The sequence below is a fragment of the Sinomonas terrae genome (assembly GCF_022539255.1).
In the GTDB taxonomy this organism is placed as follows: Bacteria; Actinomycetota; Actinomycetes; order Actinomycetales; family Micrococcaceae; genus Sinomonas; species Sinomonas terrae.
In genome coordinates this window covers 3827295-3844715 of sequence record NZ_JAKZBV010000001.1, presented here as the reverse complement: position 1 = coordinate 3844715, position 17421 = coordinate 3827295, and the positions used below count along the sequence as shown (strand labels likewise).

Annotated in this window: 19 protein-coding genes and 1 tRNA gene; 4 read left to right on the top strand and 16 right to left on the bottom strand. The window is 66.5% G+C overall.

Translation table 11 applies throughout. The annotated features are described in order from the left end of the window. Positions 1–15 precede the first annotated feature (15 nt). Both L0M17_RS17735 and L0M17_RS22765 read left to right on the top strand, forming a co-directional pair. Positions 16–648, top strand: a complete 633-nt coding sequence (locus tag L0M17_RS17735; RefSeq protein WP_241055726.1) for a DedA family protein — start codon at positions 16–18, stop codon at positions 646–648. 148 nt (positions 649–796) lie between these two features. Further along, on the top strand, positions 797–1498 hold the full coding sequence (locus L0M17_RS22765) for a trimeric intracellular cation channel family protein (protein WP_241055725.1): 702 nt from the start codon (positions 797–799) through the stop codon (positions 1496–1498). A gap of 168 nt (positions 1499–1666) precedes the next feature. Here L0M17_RS22765 and L0M17_RS17725 read toward each other — a convergent pair whose 3' ends face one another. The 9 genes from L0M17_RS17725 to L0M17_RS17685 form a co-directional block, all read right to left on the bottom strand. After that, on the bottom strand, positions 1667–3034 hold the full coding sequence (locus L0M17_RS17725) for a family 43 glycosylhydrolase (RefSeq protein WP_241055724.1): 1368 nt from the start codon (positions 3032–3034) through the stop codon (positions 1667–1669). A 115-nt stretch (positions 3035–3149) separates the two neighbouring features. Next, on the bottom strand, positions 3150–4118 hold the full coding sequence (locus L0M17_RS17720; protein WP_255732150.1) for a formylglycine-generating enzyme family protein: 969 nt from the start codon (positions 4116–4118) through the stop codon (positions 3150–3152). Next, on the bottom strand, positions 4115–5587 hold the full coding sequence (locus L0M17_RS17715; RefSeq protein WP_241055722.1) for a sulfatase family protein: 1473 nt from the start codon (positions 5585–5587) through the stop codon (positions 4115–4117). Before L0M17_RS17715 ends, L0M17_RS17720 begins: the two co-directional genes overlap by 4 nt. After that, positions 5584–7080, bottom strand: a complete 1497-nt coding sequence (locus L0M17_RS17710; RefSeq protein ID WP_241055721.1) for a sulfatase family protein — start codon at positions 7078–7080, stop codon at positions 5584–5586. Before L0M17_RS17710 ends, L0M17_RS17715 begins: the two co-directional genes overlap by 4 nt. Next, positions 7077–8105, bottom strand: a complete 1029-nt coding sequence (locus tag L0M17_RS17705) for an aliphatic sulfonate ABC transporter substrate-binding protein (RefSeq protein WP_241055720.1) — start codon at positions 8103–8105, stop codon at positions 7077–7079. Before L0M17_RS17705 ends, L0M17_RS17710 begins: the two co-directional genes overlap by 4 nt. 86 nt (positions 8106–8191) lie before the next feature. Next, positions 8192–9007: an ABC transporter ATP-binding protein gene (locus L0M17_RS17700; RefSeq protein ID WP_241055719.1), complete on the bottom strand. Its 816-nt coding sequence runs from the start codon at positions 9005–9007 to the stop codon at positions 8192–8194. Continuing rightward, positions 9004–9816 carry an ABC transporter permease gene (locus L0M17_RS17695; RefSeq protein ID WP_241055718.1) on the bottom strand — a complete coding sequence of 271 codons (813 nt, stop codon included), beginning with the start codon at positions 9814–9816 and terminating at the stop codon, positions 9004–9006. The genes L0M17_RS17700 and L0M17_RS17695 overlap by 4 nt, the downstream gene beginning before the upstream one ends. A 17-nt stretch (positions 9817–9833) precedes the next feature. After that, complete coding sequence (locus tag L0M17_RS17690; protein ID WP_241055717.1) at positions 9834–11036, bottom strand: ROK family transcriptional regulator; 1203 nt, start codon at positions 11034–11036, stop codon at positions 9834–9836. A gap of 224 nt (positions 11037–11260) precedes the next feature. After that, positions 11261–11347: transfer RNA gene (locus tag L0M17_RS17685), tRNA-Ser, on the bottom strand. A gap of 150 nt (positions 11348–11497) precedes the next feature. Between L0M17_RS17685 and L0M17_RS17680 the strand changes: the two genes are divergently transcribed. Beyond that, positions 11498–12517, top strand: coding sequence for a PfkB family carbohydrate kinase (locus tag L0M17_RS17680; RefSeq protein ID WP_241055716.1), 1020 nt, complete (start codon positions 11498–11500; stop codon positions 12515–12517). After that, the gene (gene surE / locus L0M17_RS17675; protein ID WP_241055715.1) at positions 12514–13347 is read left to right on the top strand and encodes a 5'/3'-nucleotidase SurE; all 834 of its coding nucleotides are present in this window, start codon (positions 12514–12516) and stop codon (positions 13345–13347) included. Before L0M17_RS17680 ends, surE begins: the two co-directional genes overlap by 4 nt. On the opposite strand, the gene L0M17_RS17670 is transcribed toward surE, so the two are convergent. Genes L0M17_RS17670 through tadA form a run of 7 tightly spaced genes read right to left on the bottom strand, consistent with a single transcriptional unit; the run spans position 13322 to position 17376 of the window. After that, a complete protein-coding gene (locus tag L0M17_RS17670) occupies positions 13322–14212 on the bottom strand; it encodes a DNA-3-methyladenine glycosylase family protein (RefSeq protein WP_241055714.1) in 891 nt (296 codons plus the stop codon). The two genes, surE and L0M17_RS17670, sit on opposite strands and share 26 nt — an antisense overlap. A 38-nt stretch (positions 14213–14250) precedes the next feature. After that, on the bottom strand, positions 14251–14880 hold the full coding sequence (locus L0M17_RS17665) for a DNA-3-methyladenine glycosylase I (RefSeq protein ID WP_241055713.1): 630 nt from the start codon (positions 14878–14880) through the stop codon (positions 14251–14253). Continuing rightward, positions 14877–15578, bottom strand: coding sequence for an alpha-ketoglutarate-dependent dioxygenase AlkB family protein (locus L0M17_RS17660; protein ID WP_241055712.1), 702 nt, complete (start codon positions 15576–15578; stop codon positions 14877–14879). Before L0M17_RS17660 ends, L0M17_RS17665 begins: the two co-directional genes overlap by 4 nt. Beyond that, on the bottom strand, positions 15575–16201 hold the full coding sequence (locus L0M17_RS17655; protein WP_241055711.1) for a methylated-DNA--[protein]-cysteine S-methyltransferase: 627 nt from the start codon (positions 16199–16201) through the stop codon (positions 15575–15577). The genes L0M17_RS17660 and L0M17_RS17655 overlap by 4 nt, the downstream gene beginning before the upstream one ends. Continuing rightward, the gene (locus tag L0M17_RS17650) at positions 16198–16695 is read right to left on the bottom strand and encodes an RNA polymerase sigma factor (RefSeq protein WP_372498039.1); all 498 of its coding nucleotides are present in this window, start codon (positions 16693–16695) and stop codon (positions 16198–16200) included. Before L0M17_RS17650 ends, L0M17_RS17655 begins: the two co-directional genes overlap by 4 nt. Before the next feature lie 5 nt (positions 16696–16700). Continuing rightward, positions 16701–16850 (bottom strand): hypothetical protein, encoded by a 150-nt coding sequence (locus tag L0M17_RS17645; RefSeq protein WP_241055709.1) that lies wholly within the window; start codon positions 16848–16850, stop codon positions 16701–16703. A 49-nt stretch (positions 16851–16899) separates the two neighbouring features. Beyond that, positions 16900–17376 (bottom strand): tRNA adenosine(34) deaminase TadA, encoded by a 477-nt coding sequence (gene tadA / locus L0M17_RS17640; protein ID WP_241055708.1) that lies wholly within the window; start codon positions 17374–17376, stop codon positions 16900–16902. Positions 17377–17421: the final 45 nt, after the last annotated feature.

Sequence of the window (17421 nt, the reverse complement as noted above, 5' to 3'; positions counted from 1 at the left end):
GGGAGGACCCGGACCATGCCTGACCTGACCTCACTCCTGTCCGGCTCGGGTCCATGGCTGATCGGGATCGTCGCGGTCATCATGTTCATCGAGTCCGGTCTCCTGTTCCCATTCCTTCCCGGGGACACCCTTCTCTTCTCGCTCGGTGTCCTCGGCCCACACCTGCCGCTGCCGCTCCCGGTGCTGGTTCTGGTCGCGGCCGTGGCTGCGATCGCCGGGAACGAGGTCGGCTACCTGATCGGAAAGGCCGTCGGGCGCCGGTGGTTCCGCGAGGACGCCCGCATCCTCAAGCTCAAGCACCTCGAGAGCGCGGAGGCCTTCTTCGCCCGTTACGGCGGCCGCGCGCTCGCCTTGGCCCGCTTCGTCCCGGTGGCCCGGACCTACACGCCCCTTGTCGCAGGGGCGGCGCGGTACCCGCGCAAGCGGTTCCTCGGATGGAACGTGCTCGGCGCCGCCACTTGGACGGTCGCAGTCGCCCTCGTGGGAGTGTGGCTCGGCAACGTCGAATTCATCGCCAAGAACATCGACATCCTCGCCACGCTCCTGGTCCTAGTCTCCGTGGCCCCACTCGGCATCGAGGCGCTCCGCCGGCGGGCTAAGGCCCGCCGCGAGCCCGCTCCGGTTGCCGTCGAGAGCGACGTGGACTGATCCGGCTCGGACGCACTCCCCGTTCTTGAAGGGTCGCCGTCCTGAAGGCCCGGCCGTGAGAGCCGCGGGGGAGTATCCTCGGGCACGACGGGCTCGCGACGTCGATTCGGGGCCCGAGACTGATCGGGCGTGAGAGGCGGTGTGAAGGGTGGGGTTCGAGGCGGCGGCAGTGTTCGACGTCGTCGACCTCGTCGGCGTGCTGGCCAACGGCATCCTCGGGGGTGCGGTCGCGCGGCAGCTCCGCTTCGACCCGATCGGGTTCCTCGTGCTCGCGGTGCTCTCGGCGCTCGGCGGCGGAATGATGCGCGACACTCTGCTCCAGCACGGCTTCCCGGTGGCGCTGACCAACCCTGCCTACCTTGTGACGGCAGTGCTCGGAGCGGCCGTGGCATTCCTCGTGCGTTTGGACGGGGTCTGGGCCACGCGGGTGCTCCTCGTCGTCGACTCCCTCTCGTTGGGCTGCTGGTCGGCGACTGGAACGGCGAAAGCGCTCGGAGTCGGTCTGGGGTGGCTGCCCGCTATGCTGCTGGGTCTGCTGACTGCCGTGGGCGGCGGAATGGTGCGGGACATCGCCGTCGGGCGCCTGCCTGCCATCTTCGGCGGCAACACGCTCTATGCCACGGGAGCCCTCATCGGCAGCGCCGAGATGGCGCTGCTGTATCCGCTCGGCCAGCAGAATCTGGGCTTTGGCCTTGCGATCGTGACCGGCTCGGCCGTCAGCCTCGTGGCCCGCCGTCGGGGTTGGAGGCTGCCGGAGCCGGTGGAATTGAGGCTCGGGGCGCTGCCCGGGCTCCGGTGGTCGCGCCGTCGTCCGGACGACGACCGGACGGACGAGAGCCAAGTGGACTGACGGCCATCTCAGCGGCGCCGTGACGCGCGGCTCGCTCCGCGAGACCGGGTCCGCTGACCGCTCCGCAGGAAGAAGCGAGCCGCCTCCGGTGGGGGACCGGGGCGGCTCGCAAACCATCTGTATAGGGGGACAAATGGTGCTTGAAGCATAGCAGACGGAACGGTCTGTCTACTGCTGGGAACGATCGGCGTGGCCTACGTTCTGCCGCTTCACGTAGAGGCGGTTGCCGTCAGGGCCGGTCCATTCCAGACGGGCCACCCCCGGGACGGCGGTATCGGCGGCGCGAGTTGGGTCAGCCCAATAGCCTGCAGCAGGGTTCCGGAAGAACGTCGTCCAGAGATGGCCGCTCTCGTCCTCGAAGACATTGTTCCCGCCACAGCCCACCCCTGCTGTCCAGCGGGGCGAGTAGGGTCCCTCGAAATGGTCTGAGACTGCCATGACCAAGTCGTACTGGTATTGGCTCCGTCCTGGGGCAGGCGTGTCGTATGCGTACCGCTGCGTGCCGTCAGGGGCAGTGGAAACCCGGTCCCACGCCGCCTGCATCAGGTAGTACTTTCCGCCGTAGTTGAACACGTACGCACCCTCGAGGTACGGCTCGGGGGAATAGGGCGTTTGCGTGAAGGCCGGAAGCTGGGTGTTAGGAACGATGTCCTCCATGTCGTCCCGGAAACGCGCGTAGAGGTTGTTGTGCAGCACAAGCCAAGCGGCGTCGTCCTCGGTGTACATGCTCCCGTCGATGTGGAAGTAGGACCCCGGCTTGACGAAGGCTGGACCGCCGATGAACGAGTCGCCGAAGGGCTTGTCGATATTCCCGGTTGCCACGCGGTACGGGCCTTCGACCCCTCCGTCGCTGACAAGGAGGAAGGATCCGACCTTCTGCGAGTGGTCGCCCATGCACCCGACGATGTACCAGCGCCCGCGGAAGTAGTGGATCTCGGGAGCCCAGGCTTCGCCGCGCTTTCCGAACTGTGAGTCGTACCAGTACTCCTGCCATGGAGCGACGACAGTGCGCTCCGGGGTGTTCTCGTCCGCGAACTCAGGGGACCACACCTTGCCCTTCTCAGCGTTGGGCCGGATCCCCGTCGTGTCGGCGAGCCGCCACGGACCGTTGAGCGACGGCGACGTCCACACGAAGAAGCCGTCGTTCCAAGGCTGGGCTGCGGCGAGGCCCGGGACACGGGTCGTTCCCGTTGCCACGTAGAGGGGGCGCCCATTGACCTTGAAGCAGTTAACGTACGGGTCACGGATCCAGACCCTGCCGCGTTCTTGGTCACGAGGTCGGAGCTCGAGTGGAAGGAGGAAGGAGTTGTCATCCCTGGGCCAGAGGTCGATGCGCGTATCGGCGAGACCGTAGGGCGTGAGATCCGGCCAGTTCGACGGGTAGTGGCCAGACGGGGCTGGCGCGGTCCCCGCATCGGCAAAGGCGGGAGTCGCCTGCACCTCGCCGGTGGACAGTGCTGCGGTGACGCCCACGAGCATTGCTCCGTTGAGAAGGGTTCGCCTGCCGATCTCAGGTCTTCCTCCGCGAAATGTCATTTGTTAATCCTCCAATTCTTCAGAGGGCCCCATGGCCCTACAGAATGCGACGCTTGAAATGCACCTGTTTACCGTCGAGGGATGGCAAAAAGAGGGTGGAGTGTGGGGATGTTGCTCATGCGGCGACAGTGCGGAAGCCTGTGTTGCCCATCGACGAGTCGGGGGTGTTGGACGTCCGGGCCGCGTTGCGGTAGCGGTTGCAGTACGAGTCGTGGCACAGGTATGAGCCGCCGCGCATGACCCGCAGCGTTCCAGTCGCAGCCCCTCGCGGGTCCTTGACGAGCCCGAGGGCGGCGTCCTTCGAGTAGGTCGAGGGGGAGAACCCGTCCTCACACCACTCCCAGACATTCCCGACTGACTGCCAGAGCCCATACGCGTTCGGCCGGAAGGTGCGCACCGGAGCGGTCGTGATGAACCCGTCATCACTTGTGTTCTCGGTCGGGAAGGTTCCCTGCCAGATATTCGTCTGCCAGGTCCCGTCGGGGGCCATGAGCTCGTCGCCCCACGGATACCGCGCCCCGGACAGGCCGCCGCGGGAAGCGAACTCCCACTCGGCCTCCGTGGGCAGGCGCCGCCCGGCCCATACGCAGTATGCATTCGCGTCGTTCCACGACACGTGCACCACAGGATGATCGGCGCGGGAACTGATATCGGACCGTGGCCCTCCCGGATGCCGCCAGTCCGCGCCCCGCACTCCGAGCCACCAAGGCGTCTGCGCTGGCTGACCGAGGATGTCACCCTCATCGGCGGCCAGCGCCAGATGGAACACCGCTGAGAACCCCAGACGCTCAGCGTCGGTGGAATAGCCGGTTGCTTCGATGAATTCGGTGAAGTCGGCGTTGGTGACGGTCGTGGCGTCGATCTCGAAGGGGGAGACCTGGACCTGATGGACCGGCTGTTCGCCGTCTGCGGGAACCCCATCGCCGAGGCTGTCGCCCATGGCGAAGATGCCTCCGGCAACCTTTACCTGCTCCACCGAATGTGCGCGGGGCCCCGCGGAGCGAACGCGTTCGGGAGGAAGCGTCTGCAGGGGCCGTCCATCCTGGGCATCCCCGCGGCGAGGAGTGCAGCATCCGCCGCTCATCGGAGACGCTCCCCAGCGGTGGCCGTATGCCCAGGTCCTGAACCAATCCCTTCTGGCGGGGGCTGACTGACATGCGGAGTGTCGAGGAGCCTCGCCTGCTCGCGCCACATCGCTTCCTTGAGCTCCTCCCTGACGGTTGCATACTCCGGTCGGTCGTAGATGTTCTCGAGCTCGGCGGGGTCGAGTTCTAGGTCGTACAGCTCCCATTCCGGCGGGTAGGTGAAGGCGCCGGTCCCGGGGAGTCCCAGTCCGTCGTTGTAGTAGTAGATGAGCTTGAACCGGTCTGTCCGGTACCCGTAGTGGGCAGGCGCCTTGTGGAAGCGGTCGTCGTGTTCCCAGTAGCGGTAGTACATTCCCGCTGCAGGCTCTGCCATGGAGTTGCCGGTCAGATCGCCCCAGAAGCTTCGTCCCTGCATGCGATCGTGCCGGGCCACACCTGCCGCTTCCAGGATGGATTGGGCCCAGTCGACATTCGTGACGATCCCATCGTGCACCTGCCCCGGAGCCACCCGAGACGGGTAGCTCAGCACCAAGGGCATCCGCAACGATTCCTCGTACATGAACCGCTTGTCGAACCAGCCGTGATCGCCTAGGAAGAACCCCTGGTCTGAGGCGTACATCAGCAAGGTGTCGTCGAACAGCCCTCGGCCCTGAAGCCAGTCAATGACGCGCCCGACGTTCTCGTCGACCGAGTCCACGCAGTCGAGGTAGTCCTCCATGAACCGCTGGTACTTCCAGACTCCGGTCTCCTCGTAGCTCAGGCCGTCTGGCGGGTCGGACTTGAGGTCCTCGCACGTGAGGTTCTCCGCGAGCCTCATCGCCGCCCTCCGGGCCGACGCCGAACGCGTCGCGTAGTCGTCGTCGAACGTAGCGGGCAACGGTATGGCCTCGGAGCGCGGCCTGCTTCCCTTCTTTGGCTCCCACGGCCGGTGGGGAGCCTTGTGATAGATCAGGACACACCATGGATCCTCGCCGTCGAGCGACTCGAGCCAGCCTAGGGAGAGGTCCGTGATGACATCCGTCGCGTAGCCGACGACGACGCGCTCGCCCCCCGCAGATCGGAACAGAGGATCCCAGTATTCGCCCTGCCCTTCGGCACCGACGAGTACGTCCCAGTAGTCGAAGCCTTCAGGGTCGTGCCCCGGCCCCGAGCCCATGTGCCACTTCCCGATGATCGCCGTGCGGTAGCCCGCGGCCTTCAGCTGCGAGACGAACGTCGGCTGGCCGGCATCGATCGGCGTGACCAAAGTCGTCACTCCGTTGATGTGGCTGTACGTGCCGGTGAGGATGCTCGCACGACTCGGCGAGCACAACGCATTCGTCGCGAAGCAGTTCTTGAACAGGACCCCGCGGTGCGCGATCTCGTCGATCCGCGGGGTCCTGTTCACCACGGAGCCGAAGGCTCCGATGGAGTGGGCTGCGTGGTCGTCCGTGAGGATCATGACGACGTTCGGACGCTTTGCGCTCATAGCACCGGGTAGCTGCCGGCGTCGAGCCCACTCATGCTGGGGTCGTAGCCGACCCCGCCGACGTCGTACATTGACGTCATCCAGTGGTAGAAATTGTCCCCTCGTTCCACGAGCGCCGAATACAGCCGCCGCATCATCCGCTCTCGGACGGGGGCGAGTTCGGGGTGTTCATAACGGTTGTGCAGCTCGTCCGGATCAGCCTCCAGATCATAGAGCTCGTTCACCGACTCGGGGTTCACCACGAGCTTGTACCGCCGGTCCCGCAGCATCCGCTGCGGGTACGGGAAGTGGTGCCCGTGGAACTCGCACAGGACGTCGTCTTCCCACACGACTGGCTCACCGGCGACCAGCGGAAGCAGATTCCGGGAGTCGACGGCGGGAGCGGGGTCGACGTCGGCGAGCGCAAGGATGGTCGCGGTGGCGTCCGTGAGCGTCACGAACTCGTCGCTCACCTGGCCCGGCGGCATCCCCGGCACGCGGACGATCCCCGCGGTCCGGTAGATGTCCTCATACATCGCGGGGCCCTTGTCGTGGAGCCTGTGCGCACCCGTGAACTCGCCGTGGTCGCTCGAGAAGAACACCGCCGTGTCGTCCGCGAGCCCCAGCTCGTCGAGGGTATCCAGGACGCGTCCGAGCTGGCGGTCGATCATCGTCACGTAGCCCCAATAGATCGCGATGAGCTTGCGGCTGACGTCGAGGGGGATCGTGTCGAACGTCCAGTGCTTGCTGTAGTTCTGCTGTACGGGCGGCTTGCCGAGGAAGCTCTCCTGGACAGAGGCGGGCAGTTCGATCCGCTTGGGGTCATACATGTCGAAGTATTCGTCCGGCAGCAGATACGGGAGGTGCGGGCCGAAGTAGTGCAGACCGAGGAAGAACGGGGTTCCCTCCAGCATCCGGCCCTCTGCGTAATCGCGGAGCATCTCGATCGCGCGGTCGGCGAGGTAATGCTCGAACGTCGCTTCCTCCGGCTGGTGCAGTCGGGCCGCCAGAAGGTTGCCGGGGCTGCCATTGGGCAGCACCCCGCGGATCCGGTCACTGATCTCGTACGGCGGCAGCCCACGCTCGGCTAGGTAGGCGAGGTAGTCGGGGCTGTCGACCGGGTTGTGCCACCCCGGCAGCGTGGGTCCCTCGAATCCGTAGTCCGCGGCGGATTTGTTCGTGCCCACATGCCATTTGCCGACCAAGCCCGTGCGGTAGCCCGCCTCTTGGAGGGCGCGGGCGAACGTGAACTGCCCGTCACCCAGGTCCTCCAAGTACCCGACGTTCCGCTCATAGTTCGCGAGGAGGCGATGGCGGAACGGCGCATACCCCGTCAGGAGGCTGGCGCGCGCAGGCGTGCAGATCGCGGTCGGGGTGTACCAGCGGTCGAAGCGTGTGCCGGTGGCCGCCAACCGGTCGAGGGCAGGCGTGTTGATCTGCGCATTGCCGTAGCAGCCAAGGGTGTCGACCCGATGCTGATCGGTGAGCAGGAAGAGGATGTTGCGGCGCGTCAATGTCCTGCCTTGTCGTAGAGGTCCGCGGTGTAGTAGTCCTTCGCGTCGCCCGGCTGGGTGAGCGTTCCGACCGAGACGAAGTACTTGCCGAACGCGTTGAGCCACTTTTCGACGTCGCCGGACTTGCTCGAAACCTCGAGTGATGACGTGGACTCCAGCTGGTCGAAGCTAGCGTCGGTGGTCACCTGCGCCACAGGAACATGAGTTGTCTGGGAGACGAGCTGGATGGCCTCGTCACGGTGCGCCAGACGGTAGTCGTTGGCTTCCTTGAGAGTGGCGAGGACGGCCTCGACCATCGTCGGATTGGTGCTCGGCAGGTTGTCCCGGGCGACGAACGCGGTGATGAAGCTCATTTGGCTTGCGAAGTCGGAGTCCTGGGCCAGCTCGAGGATGCCGGGCTGCCGTGCCTTCACCGTGGTGAGCTGAGGGTAGCCGAAGCCGGCAGCGTCGAACTGTCCCGCGGCGAGCGCCGAGGTGAGCGTCGAGTAGTCCAGTGGTGTGGCGTTGATGTCGTTCATCGTCAGGCCAGCCTTCTCGAGGCCGAGCCGCAGGATCATTTCACCTGAGGTGCCCTTCGGATAGGCGACCTTTTTGCCCTTGAGATCGGCGAGGGTCTTGATGCCGCGGCCGGGGAGGGCCACGATGCGGTCGGCGTTGGTGAAAGTGTCGACGGCGACGATCTTCGCCTTCCCCGAAGCCGGGAGCCACAGCGCACCGGGACCGATGTACCCGAAGTCGAGGCTCCCTGAAGCCATGGCAGTGATCTGCAGCGGACCATTGGTGAAGACTTCGGTGTTCACGTTGAGGCAGTGCTGCGCCCACATGCCCTTGTCCTTGGCAATGGCGAGCAGGCTCGTGCCGTTGAAGTCGCCGATGTAGCCGAAGTTGACGTTCGTCATCGACTTGCAGGCCGGACCGGATCCGGCCGAACCGGCATTGGCCGATCCATTGCCGCAGCCAGCCAGGGATAGGAGGAGTGCTCCTGCGGCCAGGGCGATGCCCAGGCGTGCTCGTATAGACCGCATGTGGTGTGCTTCCTTCTCGGGGGTGAGGGGTCGAGCTTCGGTGTGATGGGTCGAACGGGACTTGGGTGCGATGCTCGTCGTAGTGCTCAGGGGTGGTGCGCACCCAAGGCGAGGTCGGCGTCGTCGTGCGTGTTCGCCCCCACGGGCTGGTGATAGACCGCGCGCCAGACCCTGTTCTTGATAGCTGCGAACTCCGGTGACAGACGGGTTTCTTCGTTTCGGGCGGCCGGCAGGTCAACATTGATGACCTCGAAGATTCGACCGGGGCGCGCGGCCATGACGACGACGCGGGTCGCGAGGTAGACCGCCTCTTCCACGTCGTGGGTGACGAAGAGGATGGTTCGCCGCTCCTCCTGCCAAGTTCGCAGGAGCCGATCTTGAAGGTTGACGCGGGTGAGCGCGTCGAGGGCGCCGAAAGGCTCGTCCATCAACAGCAGCTGCGGATCGACAGCGTAGGCGCGCGCGAGCGCGGTCCGCTGCTTCATCCCGCCCGAAAGTGCCTTCGGAAGCTGGTCCGCGTGCGTGGTCAGGCCGACCAGGTCGATGAAGTGCTGGGCACGTTCCCGGCGCTCAGCCGCGGGGATGCCGGAGACTTGGAGACCGAACTCGACGTTCTTCCGGACGGTCAACCACGGGAAGAGGGCGTACTGCTGGAAGATCACGCCGCGCTCCGGGCTCGGCCCGTCCACCGGCTGCCCGTCGACGAGAACGGAGCCGGCCGTCGGGGTCTCAAGCCCTGCGACGATGTTCATGAGCGTCGACTTGCCGCATCCGGAAGGGCCGACGAGAGTCACGAACTCCCCGTCGGCGATATCGAGATCGACACCTCCGAGGGCGGTGAACTCCTCCTTCCCGAGGGGGAATACCTTCTTCAGGCCGTTGACGGCGATTTTGGGGGTCATCGGCGTTCCTGCCACGAGGTCACTTTCCGTTCGACGGCCATGAGCAGGCGGTCCATGAGGAGACCGAGCAGGCCGATGAAGATGATGGAGACGAAAATGGTCGGCAGGTCGAAGAAGAGCTGCGCCTGCTGCATCCGGAACCCGAGGCCCTGCTGGGCCGCGATGAGCTCTGATGCGACGAGGGTCGCCCACGACGAGCCCAAGCCGACTCGCATGCCGACGAAGATGAAGGGTGAGGAGGCTGGGACGACGACGCGGAGGAAGATGGTTCCGTCCTTGGCCCCTAGGACCCGAGCGGCATTGATGAGCGTGCGGTCCACGCTCAGGACGCCTTGGAAGGTCGCCACGATGGCGGCCAGGAACGACGCGAGGAAGATGACGAACACGCGCGCGGTTTCGCCTGTGCCGAGAACCACGATCGACAGTGGAAGGATCGCGAGCGGCGGAATCATCCGGACGAACTGGACCCACGGATGCAGCAATCCGCGGACCGTGCTGTACCAGCCCATGAGGAAGCCGACGGGGATGGCGAGCAGAGTCCCAAGCAGGAAGCCGACTAGCACACGGGCAAGGCTTGCACCGATGTCGCCGAAGAGCGTCCCATCCGCCGCGAGAGCGAACATCTGGGCGATTACCGCCGGCGGGCTGGGGATGATGGTGAAGCTCGAGAGCAGCCAGAACACTCCAATGCCCACCACGATGGCGATGGTCGTGAGCGCCCACGACGGCATTCGTCTTCTTCTGCCAGGGAGCGCTGGGGGTGCGTTGCCCTCCTCGACAGGCAAACGCTCGCTTGCGAGGGTGGTCATCGGTTCTCCTTGTCGTGTCATGCGTGCAGGCGTTCTGGGTCAATGGGGTTGGGGATTGCTGCGAGACCGGGGTATCCGAAGAGCAGGGGCGAGCGGTGGAAGGCGGCCGTGATCGCGCCAAGGGCGCCTGCTTCGTCGCGTAGGGTCGAGACGCGAAGCCTGGAGCCGGCGCCGACGGGCAGGGCCTCTCGTGCGAACGCGCTGCTCGCCGCCTCGGCGAACCCCGGGAAGCGCAGGACGTCGCCCGCGATGACGACGTCCCGGGGATCCATCACGACGGCTATCGCGGCAAGTACGCGGCCCGTGGCCTCGGCGGCCCTGCGGATCACGTCCGCCTGCCCTCCGAGACCGGGACGTTGTTGCAGCACTGCGAGACGCTCGCGGATGGCCGGGACAGATGCCACCGTCTCGAGGCAGCCATTCTTCCCGCACCAGCACTGGAGCCCCTCCGGCTCTACCGTCACGTGGCCGATCTCTCCCGCAGCGGCGGAAGCGCCCGAGATCAGGCGTCCTCCGACAACGAGTCCGCCGCCCACGCCATCGGAGAGGCGGATGAACAGCAGGCTGTCAGTCTCCGAGGACTGACCCCATACCGCTTCTCCCAATGCGGCGAGCCGTGTGTTGTTGTCCAGTGTCAGCGGGGCCGCGTAGCGCGCCGCGAACTGGGTGCGGATGAGGTCGAGCAGTTCATCTCGGCCCTGCGCCCGCCACAGTGGGGATGCCCGCTCCAGTCCCCCAAAGGCAGTGCTCAACGGTCCAGGAACGCCGATGCCGATCCCCTCGAGTGCGAGAAGTCCGACTCGCGCCGTGCGGGTGAGTTCCTCGACAAGATCGAGTGTCGCGTCCACCCGCTCACTCCAAGGCGTTTCGCTCGCGTAGGCGCGTTCGCCCGAGACGATGATCTCGTTGGAGGCGTTCACCACCGCGATGTGCACCCGCCGATGGCCGAAATCGACGCCTAGGAACTGCCCCGAGGAGGGGTCGAGCGCGAGCCGGGCCGCGGGGCGCCCACGCCCCCGGCGCTCGACTTGGTGCTCCCTTTCCACGAGCGCGCCTCGGCGCAGAAGGGCGGCGGTAATGTCCGAGAGAGTGGTGCGCGAGAGCCCGACCCGCTTTTCGAGCTCTGATCGGGTGAGCGGCCCATTCTCCCGGAGAGTCGCGAGAATCCGCTCTTCATGCGTGCGTCGAATTAGGTACGGCACGTCGTTGGGCTTATGCACGGTGTCAGCGTAGGAACGGCCGATTTATTCCGTCAACGCGTCGGCATAATTCAATTTTGAGAACTCTCCGGCTATTTTTCGGGGGTCTGTCTTTGCCCGCCCCGCTCAGGATGACGCCGTCTCACCCAGGGTGCGCCCAAAGCGTGCTGGCGGGCCCGTAAGCGGAGACGGCGAAGGCCCCTGCTTCCTTGCTGTTGCTGGGAAGCAGGGGCCTTCGTGCTGGGCGGTGGTGGAGGGATTTGAACCCCCGTTGGCTTTTACACCAAACATCATTTCGAGTGATGCACCTTCGGCCGCTCGGACACACCACCAGCAGGCATCTACTCTACCGGGATGGCGCCTCCAGTCCAAACCGGGCTCCTCGGGCGCGCTTGATTGCCGTCGTCGTCGATGGGGTAGGTCCCAGCCGCGGGGGTAATACGCCCCCGAGACAGTTCACCGCGCTCACCCTAGGAGGAGCCGTGGAAGACCAACAGCCAGGCGCCGAAGCGCCGCCCGTGGACGTCGTCGTCTTCGCCCCGACCCCGACGCTGACCGTCACGATCGAGGAGGTTGAAGGAGCTCCGGACATCCACCTGCACGCTGGCGGGCAGGGGGTCTGGCAAGCGCGGATGGCGAAGTTGCTGGGCAGCAGCGTCGAATACTGTGCTCTGCTCTCGGGGGAGACCGGGCGCGTGATCGGCCACCTGCTGGAGGACGAGGGAATCCATGTCAGGTCGGTCTCCGGTCACGCTGCCAGCAGCGCCTACGTGCATGATCGGCGGGCGGGACACCGGGACGAGATCGCAGCGGCCCCCGGGGACCGTCTCTCGCGGCACGAACTCGACGAGCTCCACGGCCTCGTTCTCCGCGAAGGGCTCCTCGCCAAGACTGCCGTCCTGAGCGGAGCTCCACGCGACGATGCCGTGCCCGTCGACATGTACCGCAGGCTCGCCTCTGATCTCCGCTCGGGAGGATGCCGCGTCATCGCCGACCTCTCCGGCGACCGGCTCGAAGCGGCGATCTCAGGCGGTCTCGAGCTCGTGAAAGTGGCGCACAACGAGATGATGGCGAGCGGCCGGGCCGAGAGCGACGACCCCGACGAACTCGTCCGGGCGATGCGCTCCATGGCTGCCGACGGTGCGAAAGCCGTGGTCCTGACACGGGGTGCGCAACCTGCTCTGTTCCTGGATGAGGACAACGTCTCCGAAATCAGAGTCCCCGAACTCCAGGTCGTGGATGAGCACGGCGCCGGGGATTCCATGACCGGCGCCATCGCCGCGGCCCTTGCAGCCGGAGAAAGCGTCGAGACTGCAGTGATCCTCGGCGCCTCCGCAGGAGCGAACAACGTCACGAGGCACGGCCTCGGCAGCGGCGACGCGGACAGCATCCGCCGGCTGGCCGCCCTCATCGAGGTCGCGCCCTTCGACGAGGGGAGACAGACTGGGCCGATCGAGCAGGCCAGCCCCGAGGATTTGGCACGGAAGGCGAAGGTCCAATGACCCAGGCAAATACAGCGCGGACCGTGCTCGTCACGAACGACGACGGCATCCAGTCCCCGGGGCTTCACACCTTGGCGGGGCGCGCCCGCGATCACGGCTTCAAAGTGACCATTGCTGCGCCCGCCCGGGAGTCGAGCGGCAGCAGCGCCTCCATCACCGCGGTCGAGGACGAGGGCAGAATCCGCATTGAGCGGCGGGAGTTGCCCGGTCTCGACGGTGTCGAGGCCTTCGCAGTCCACGGGACGCCCGGGTTCATTTCGATGATCGCCTCCCACGGAGCGTTCGGTCCGGTCCCCGAAATCGTCCTCTCCGGGGTCAACCGCGGAGCCAACGTCGGAACCGTCATCCTGCACTCGGGAACGGTCGGCGCGGCACTGACCGCAGGTTCCAACGGCGCGCGGGCGCTCGCAGTTTCGCTGGATACCGGGATCAACCCCGAACGTCTCGAGTGGGAAGTCGCAGCCGACGCTGCGATGGGCCTGATGGAGTTCCTGCTTGAGCATCCTGCGGGGACGGTACTCAACCTCAACGTGCCCAATCGGGAGGGAACCCCCACCTACCGCGAGGCGTCGCTCGCTTCGTTCGGCATCGTTCAGACGGTGCTGGCCGAGCGCGGTCAGCAGCATGTTCGCCTGTCCATCTCGGACACCCGAGAAGTCGCGGAGGAAGGCACCGATTTCGCGCTCCTTGCCGAAGGATTCGCACCCGTTACCGCGCTCCAGGCCATCAACTCGGCGGCCCTCAGGGGAGAGCTCCCGGAGCGTCCGGCACAGGGCGCGGACCAAGGAACGGCCGGCGAGGACGCTAGGGAACCGGCTGGGCAGGGCTGACACCTCGCCGCGCGTACGCCGTGTGCGTCCACAGGTGCATGAGGGCGTACGCGCGGTAGGGGCGCCACGCTTCGGCCCGTTCGCTTGCTTGCTTCGCCGTGATTCCCCCGAGGGCTCGACGCAGGACAAGATCTCCCGGTGCGAACGCGTCGCGGTCTCCGAAGCGGACCGCGAGGTAGTCGACGGTCCACGGACCGATGCCAGGAACCGCTAGGAGTTCCTCGCGCGTGGCCGTGCCAGATGAGTCTTCCGAGGCCAACCACGCTTGGGCGAGGGAGAGGACCGTCCGTGCACGGGCACCGGTGAGCCCGACGACGGCGCGGAGTTCCTCGGCACCAACTTCTGCAAGCGACTGCGCTTCGGGGAAGCGCCGAAGCCCACCGGCCGCAGGCGCGCCATAGGCACTGACCAGACGGCCGGCAAAGGTCCTGCCTGCGGCCAGAGAGACCTGTTGGCCAAGGACAGTGGTCACCGCGCTCTGAAACCGGTCTGGCGTGCCGATGACTCGAAGGTCCGGCCGCGATGCCATGAGCGGTGCGAGCAGGGGGTCGGTGCCGAGGGCGCGGTGGACCGGATCGAGGTCGGTATCGAGATCGAACCATGCTCGGACGATGTCTGACAGGGCCAGCAGCTCGTCAGGACCGACGGGCAAGGGAGCCTCGACTCCGTGATCAGCTTCGACCTCGAGGTCAATCCCGCCCTCGTCGAGCCGAAGGAAGACTCGTCGCGGCCCGCGCGGGCCGGAGATCAGCCGTGAATGCGTGCGGGCTTCGACGTCCGTCTGCTCCGCTCCGGGCACAGTGTGGGCCGCGAGGCTGCCGAGAACAGCGTCAGGCTCGAGCCCGCCGACGGCGTCTAGCCGCACACACGATAGGGGCCCGGCTCCGGATCCCGCCTTCCCGGTCACACCCAGACGCCCGAGGTGCCCCGGCGATGGCTGTCGACCAAATGCGTGTCGATGATGCCGACGGCCTCCATGAGGGCGAACATGGTCGTCGGGCCGACGAACGAGAAGCCCTTCTTCCGGAGTGCCTTCGAGAGCGCGATCGACTCAGGCGAGCTCGAGGGGATTTCGGCCAGGGAACGAGGAGCCGGAGTGGACTCCGGCTGGAACGACCACACGAATTCGACGAGCCCGCCCTCCTCTCGCAGGGCGAGGGTGGCGTGGGCGTTGCGGATGGTCGCGCGGATCTTGGCCCGATTGCGAATGATCCTCTCGTTCAGCATGAGCCGCTCGACGTCATCCTCGGTGAACGCAGCGACTACCTCGGGATCGAACTGCGCGAACGCTTCGCGGAAAGCCGGACGTTTCCGGAGGATCGTCGCCCACGAGAGCCCCGCTTGGAAACCCTCGAGGCTGATCCGCTCGAACAACCCCTGCTCGTCCCGTATGGGCATGCCCCATTCGGTGTCGTAGTAGTCCCGAAGCAGGGAGTCGGTGCTGGCCCAGACGGGTCGGCCCAAGCCGTCCTCCCCAATGACGACGGCGCTCAGAGGACTCGGCTCCGACGACTCAACTCTTGCTTCGCTCATCGTTTCCCAGGTTCCCTTCGTTCGGTATCGCCCAGCCCGGTGACGCGCAGAGTGATGTTGATTCGTCCGTTCTGGATTCCGCAAGCCGCGGGCGCCGTTCCGGGGACGACCTTGGTGATGCCGTGGAACGCGAGCCGCGACGGGCCGCCGAAGACGAACAGATCACCCGATTCGAGGGCGAGGTCTTCGTAGGGCCGCCCCCTGTTCTCGGTGTTACCGAAGCGGAACCCGCAACTGTCGCCGATCGAGAGGGACACGACTGGTTCGAGCGGTACCTCGTCGCGGTCTTGATGCATGCCCATGCGCGCACCCGCGTCGTAGAAGTTCACGAGAGCGGTATCCGGCGTGTAGAGGTCCGCAGCGGAGACGTCCAGGCCGTACGCCTCAGCGACAGCCTGACGCCCCACCCGGAGCATCCAGTCGGGGAACGGCAGAACCCGCTGGCCATTCACGTCCGTTGCCTCGCGCGTGTACTTGTACGGCTGCCAGTGCCACCCAAGGCACACGGTCTTGACCGACATCTCGTGGCCCCGGATCTTCGCGCCTCGAAGCGGCACGGGACCCGCCGTCCATTCGCGGAAACGCTCGACAATCCAGACCTGCTGCTCGAGCGTGAGCCAGCCCGGGACGTGGACCGCGCCCGGCGCCACCTCGCGGCGCGGCCGTTCGAGGAGGTCATCGCCGAAGAGGGCGCTCACGCGACCGCCGCCTCGAGTCGAAGCAGGGTCGTCTTGGCGTCCAGACCGCCGATGTATCCCCCCAGGCTCCCGTCCGAGCGGAGCACGCGATGGCAGGGCACGACGACCGGCAGGGGATTCGTCGCGCACGCCGTCCCGACTGCCCTGACAGCCCTCGGATTGCCGACCGCGCGGGCCACCTCCGCATAGCTCTCTGTCCGGCCGAAGTCGATCGCTGAGAGGTGCTGGAGGACCGTGCGCCGGAAGCCCGCGGAGAGGGCGAGGTCGATGGGAAGATCGAAGGTGTGCCGTCGGCCGGAAAAGTACTCCTCGACTTGGCGCGCGGCCTCGCCGAGCCGAGCGGGAGCTTCGAGGATTCGTGGGCTCAAGCGTTCTGCGAGGGAAGCGAGCACAGCCTCATGGCCCTCACGCTCGTACGCGACGCGGACCAGGCCTCGTTCTGTGGACGCGAGCAGGAGCTTCCCGACAGGCGTATCCACGACCCGGTAAGCGACGTCGAGGATGCCTTCGCGCGAGGCGCGTTCGGCGAGCCCGGCATGGAGGCGGTCGAGGACTCCGGGTTCGATCGTGATGAGCTCAGGGGCCAATGCGATGTCGACGGGGCCCAGATCGGTGTGGTTCATGCGCTTTCTCCTTCCAGCTGCGAGGCCGCGAGACGTGTGCGGAGCGACTTGAGGCCATCCGAAGCAGCGCGTCGGGCCGCGGCAGGAGTGCCGCCCACGATGGCGGCTATGTCATTGAAGGCCAAGTCCGCGAGGTAGCGATACGCAATGACCCTCCGTTGTTTGTCGGGCAGCCTGGCCACGCTGCTCCAGAGCCCGTCGCCGTCGTCTCCGGAGCCCGGGACACCATGAGGGGAAGGAGTCTCAGGCACGTCCCCTACGGGCACAGCCCGCCTTCCATTCGATCTCATGGCGTCAAGGCTCTTGCGATGGGCGATGGTCACGAGCCACGCCTCGGTATTCGCGTCCGGCGGGAGGTCGGGGTACGCGCGCAGGGCGGCGAGGAAGGTCTCCTGCCACACGTCTTCCGCCTCCGCGCGTCCCACGACAGCTCGGCACACGCGCAGCACCGTGGCGCCGTGCAGTTCCACGAGCTTTTCGAAGGGCTGTTTCATGTCCATCACTGGGTAGACGCTGTGGGGGCAGCAAATGTGAGATCGCGGCCGCCGGGGAGGGTCCAGCGCCCCGGAAAATAGACGGCCGCGAACGCATCGCCGTCGGCTACAAGCGTGAGCGGACGCCGGACGGTATCCGCCTCGCTGTGTCGCATTCGTCCATTCCACCACGACGCCGGCCCGCGCAGCCCTCCGCCCAACGAATCACCGATGAGCCGCAAAGAACTCCCGCAGCAGCTCGGCGCACTCGTCGCCGAGCACGCCTCCGTAGACTTCCGCGCGGTGGTTGAGCCGCCGCTCCCGGAGGATGTCGAACACGCTGCCGGCGGCGCCAGCCTTCTCGTCCCACGCGCCGAAGACAACGCGCGGAATGCGCGCGAGCACGACCGCCCCCGCACACATCGCGCATGGTTCGAGCGTGACGACCAGCGTGCAGTCCTCGAGCCGCCAGCCGTCGCCGCGCTCACTGGCCCTGAGTGCGGCGGCCGCGGCCCGGATTGCGAGAACCTCGGCGTGCGCAGTGGGGTCGGCGAGGGCCTCGCGCTCGTTGCGTCCGACGCCGATCACCTCACCCGCAGGATCGACGACGACGGCGCCGATGGGCACGTCGCCCGTGGCGAGCGCAGCCTTGGCCTCCGAGAGAGCGAGCCGCATCCACTCCTCATGGGGGCTGGCAACCATGGTGCCCATGATAGGCAAAAGAGCTGCGGCGCCGGGATGACCCGA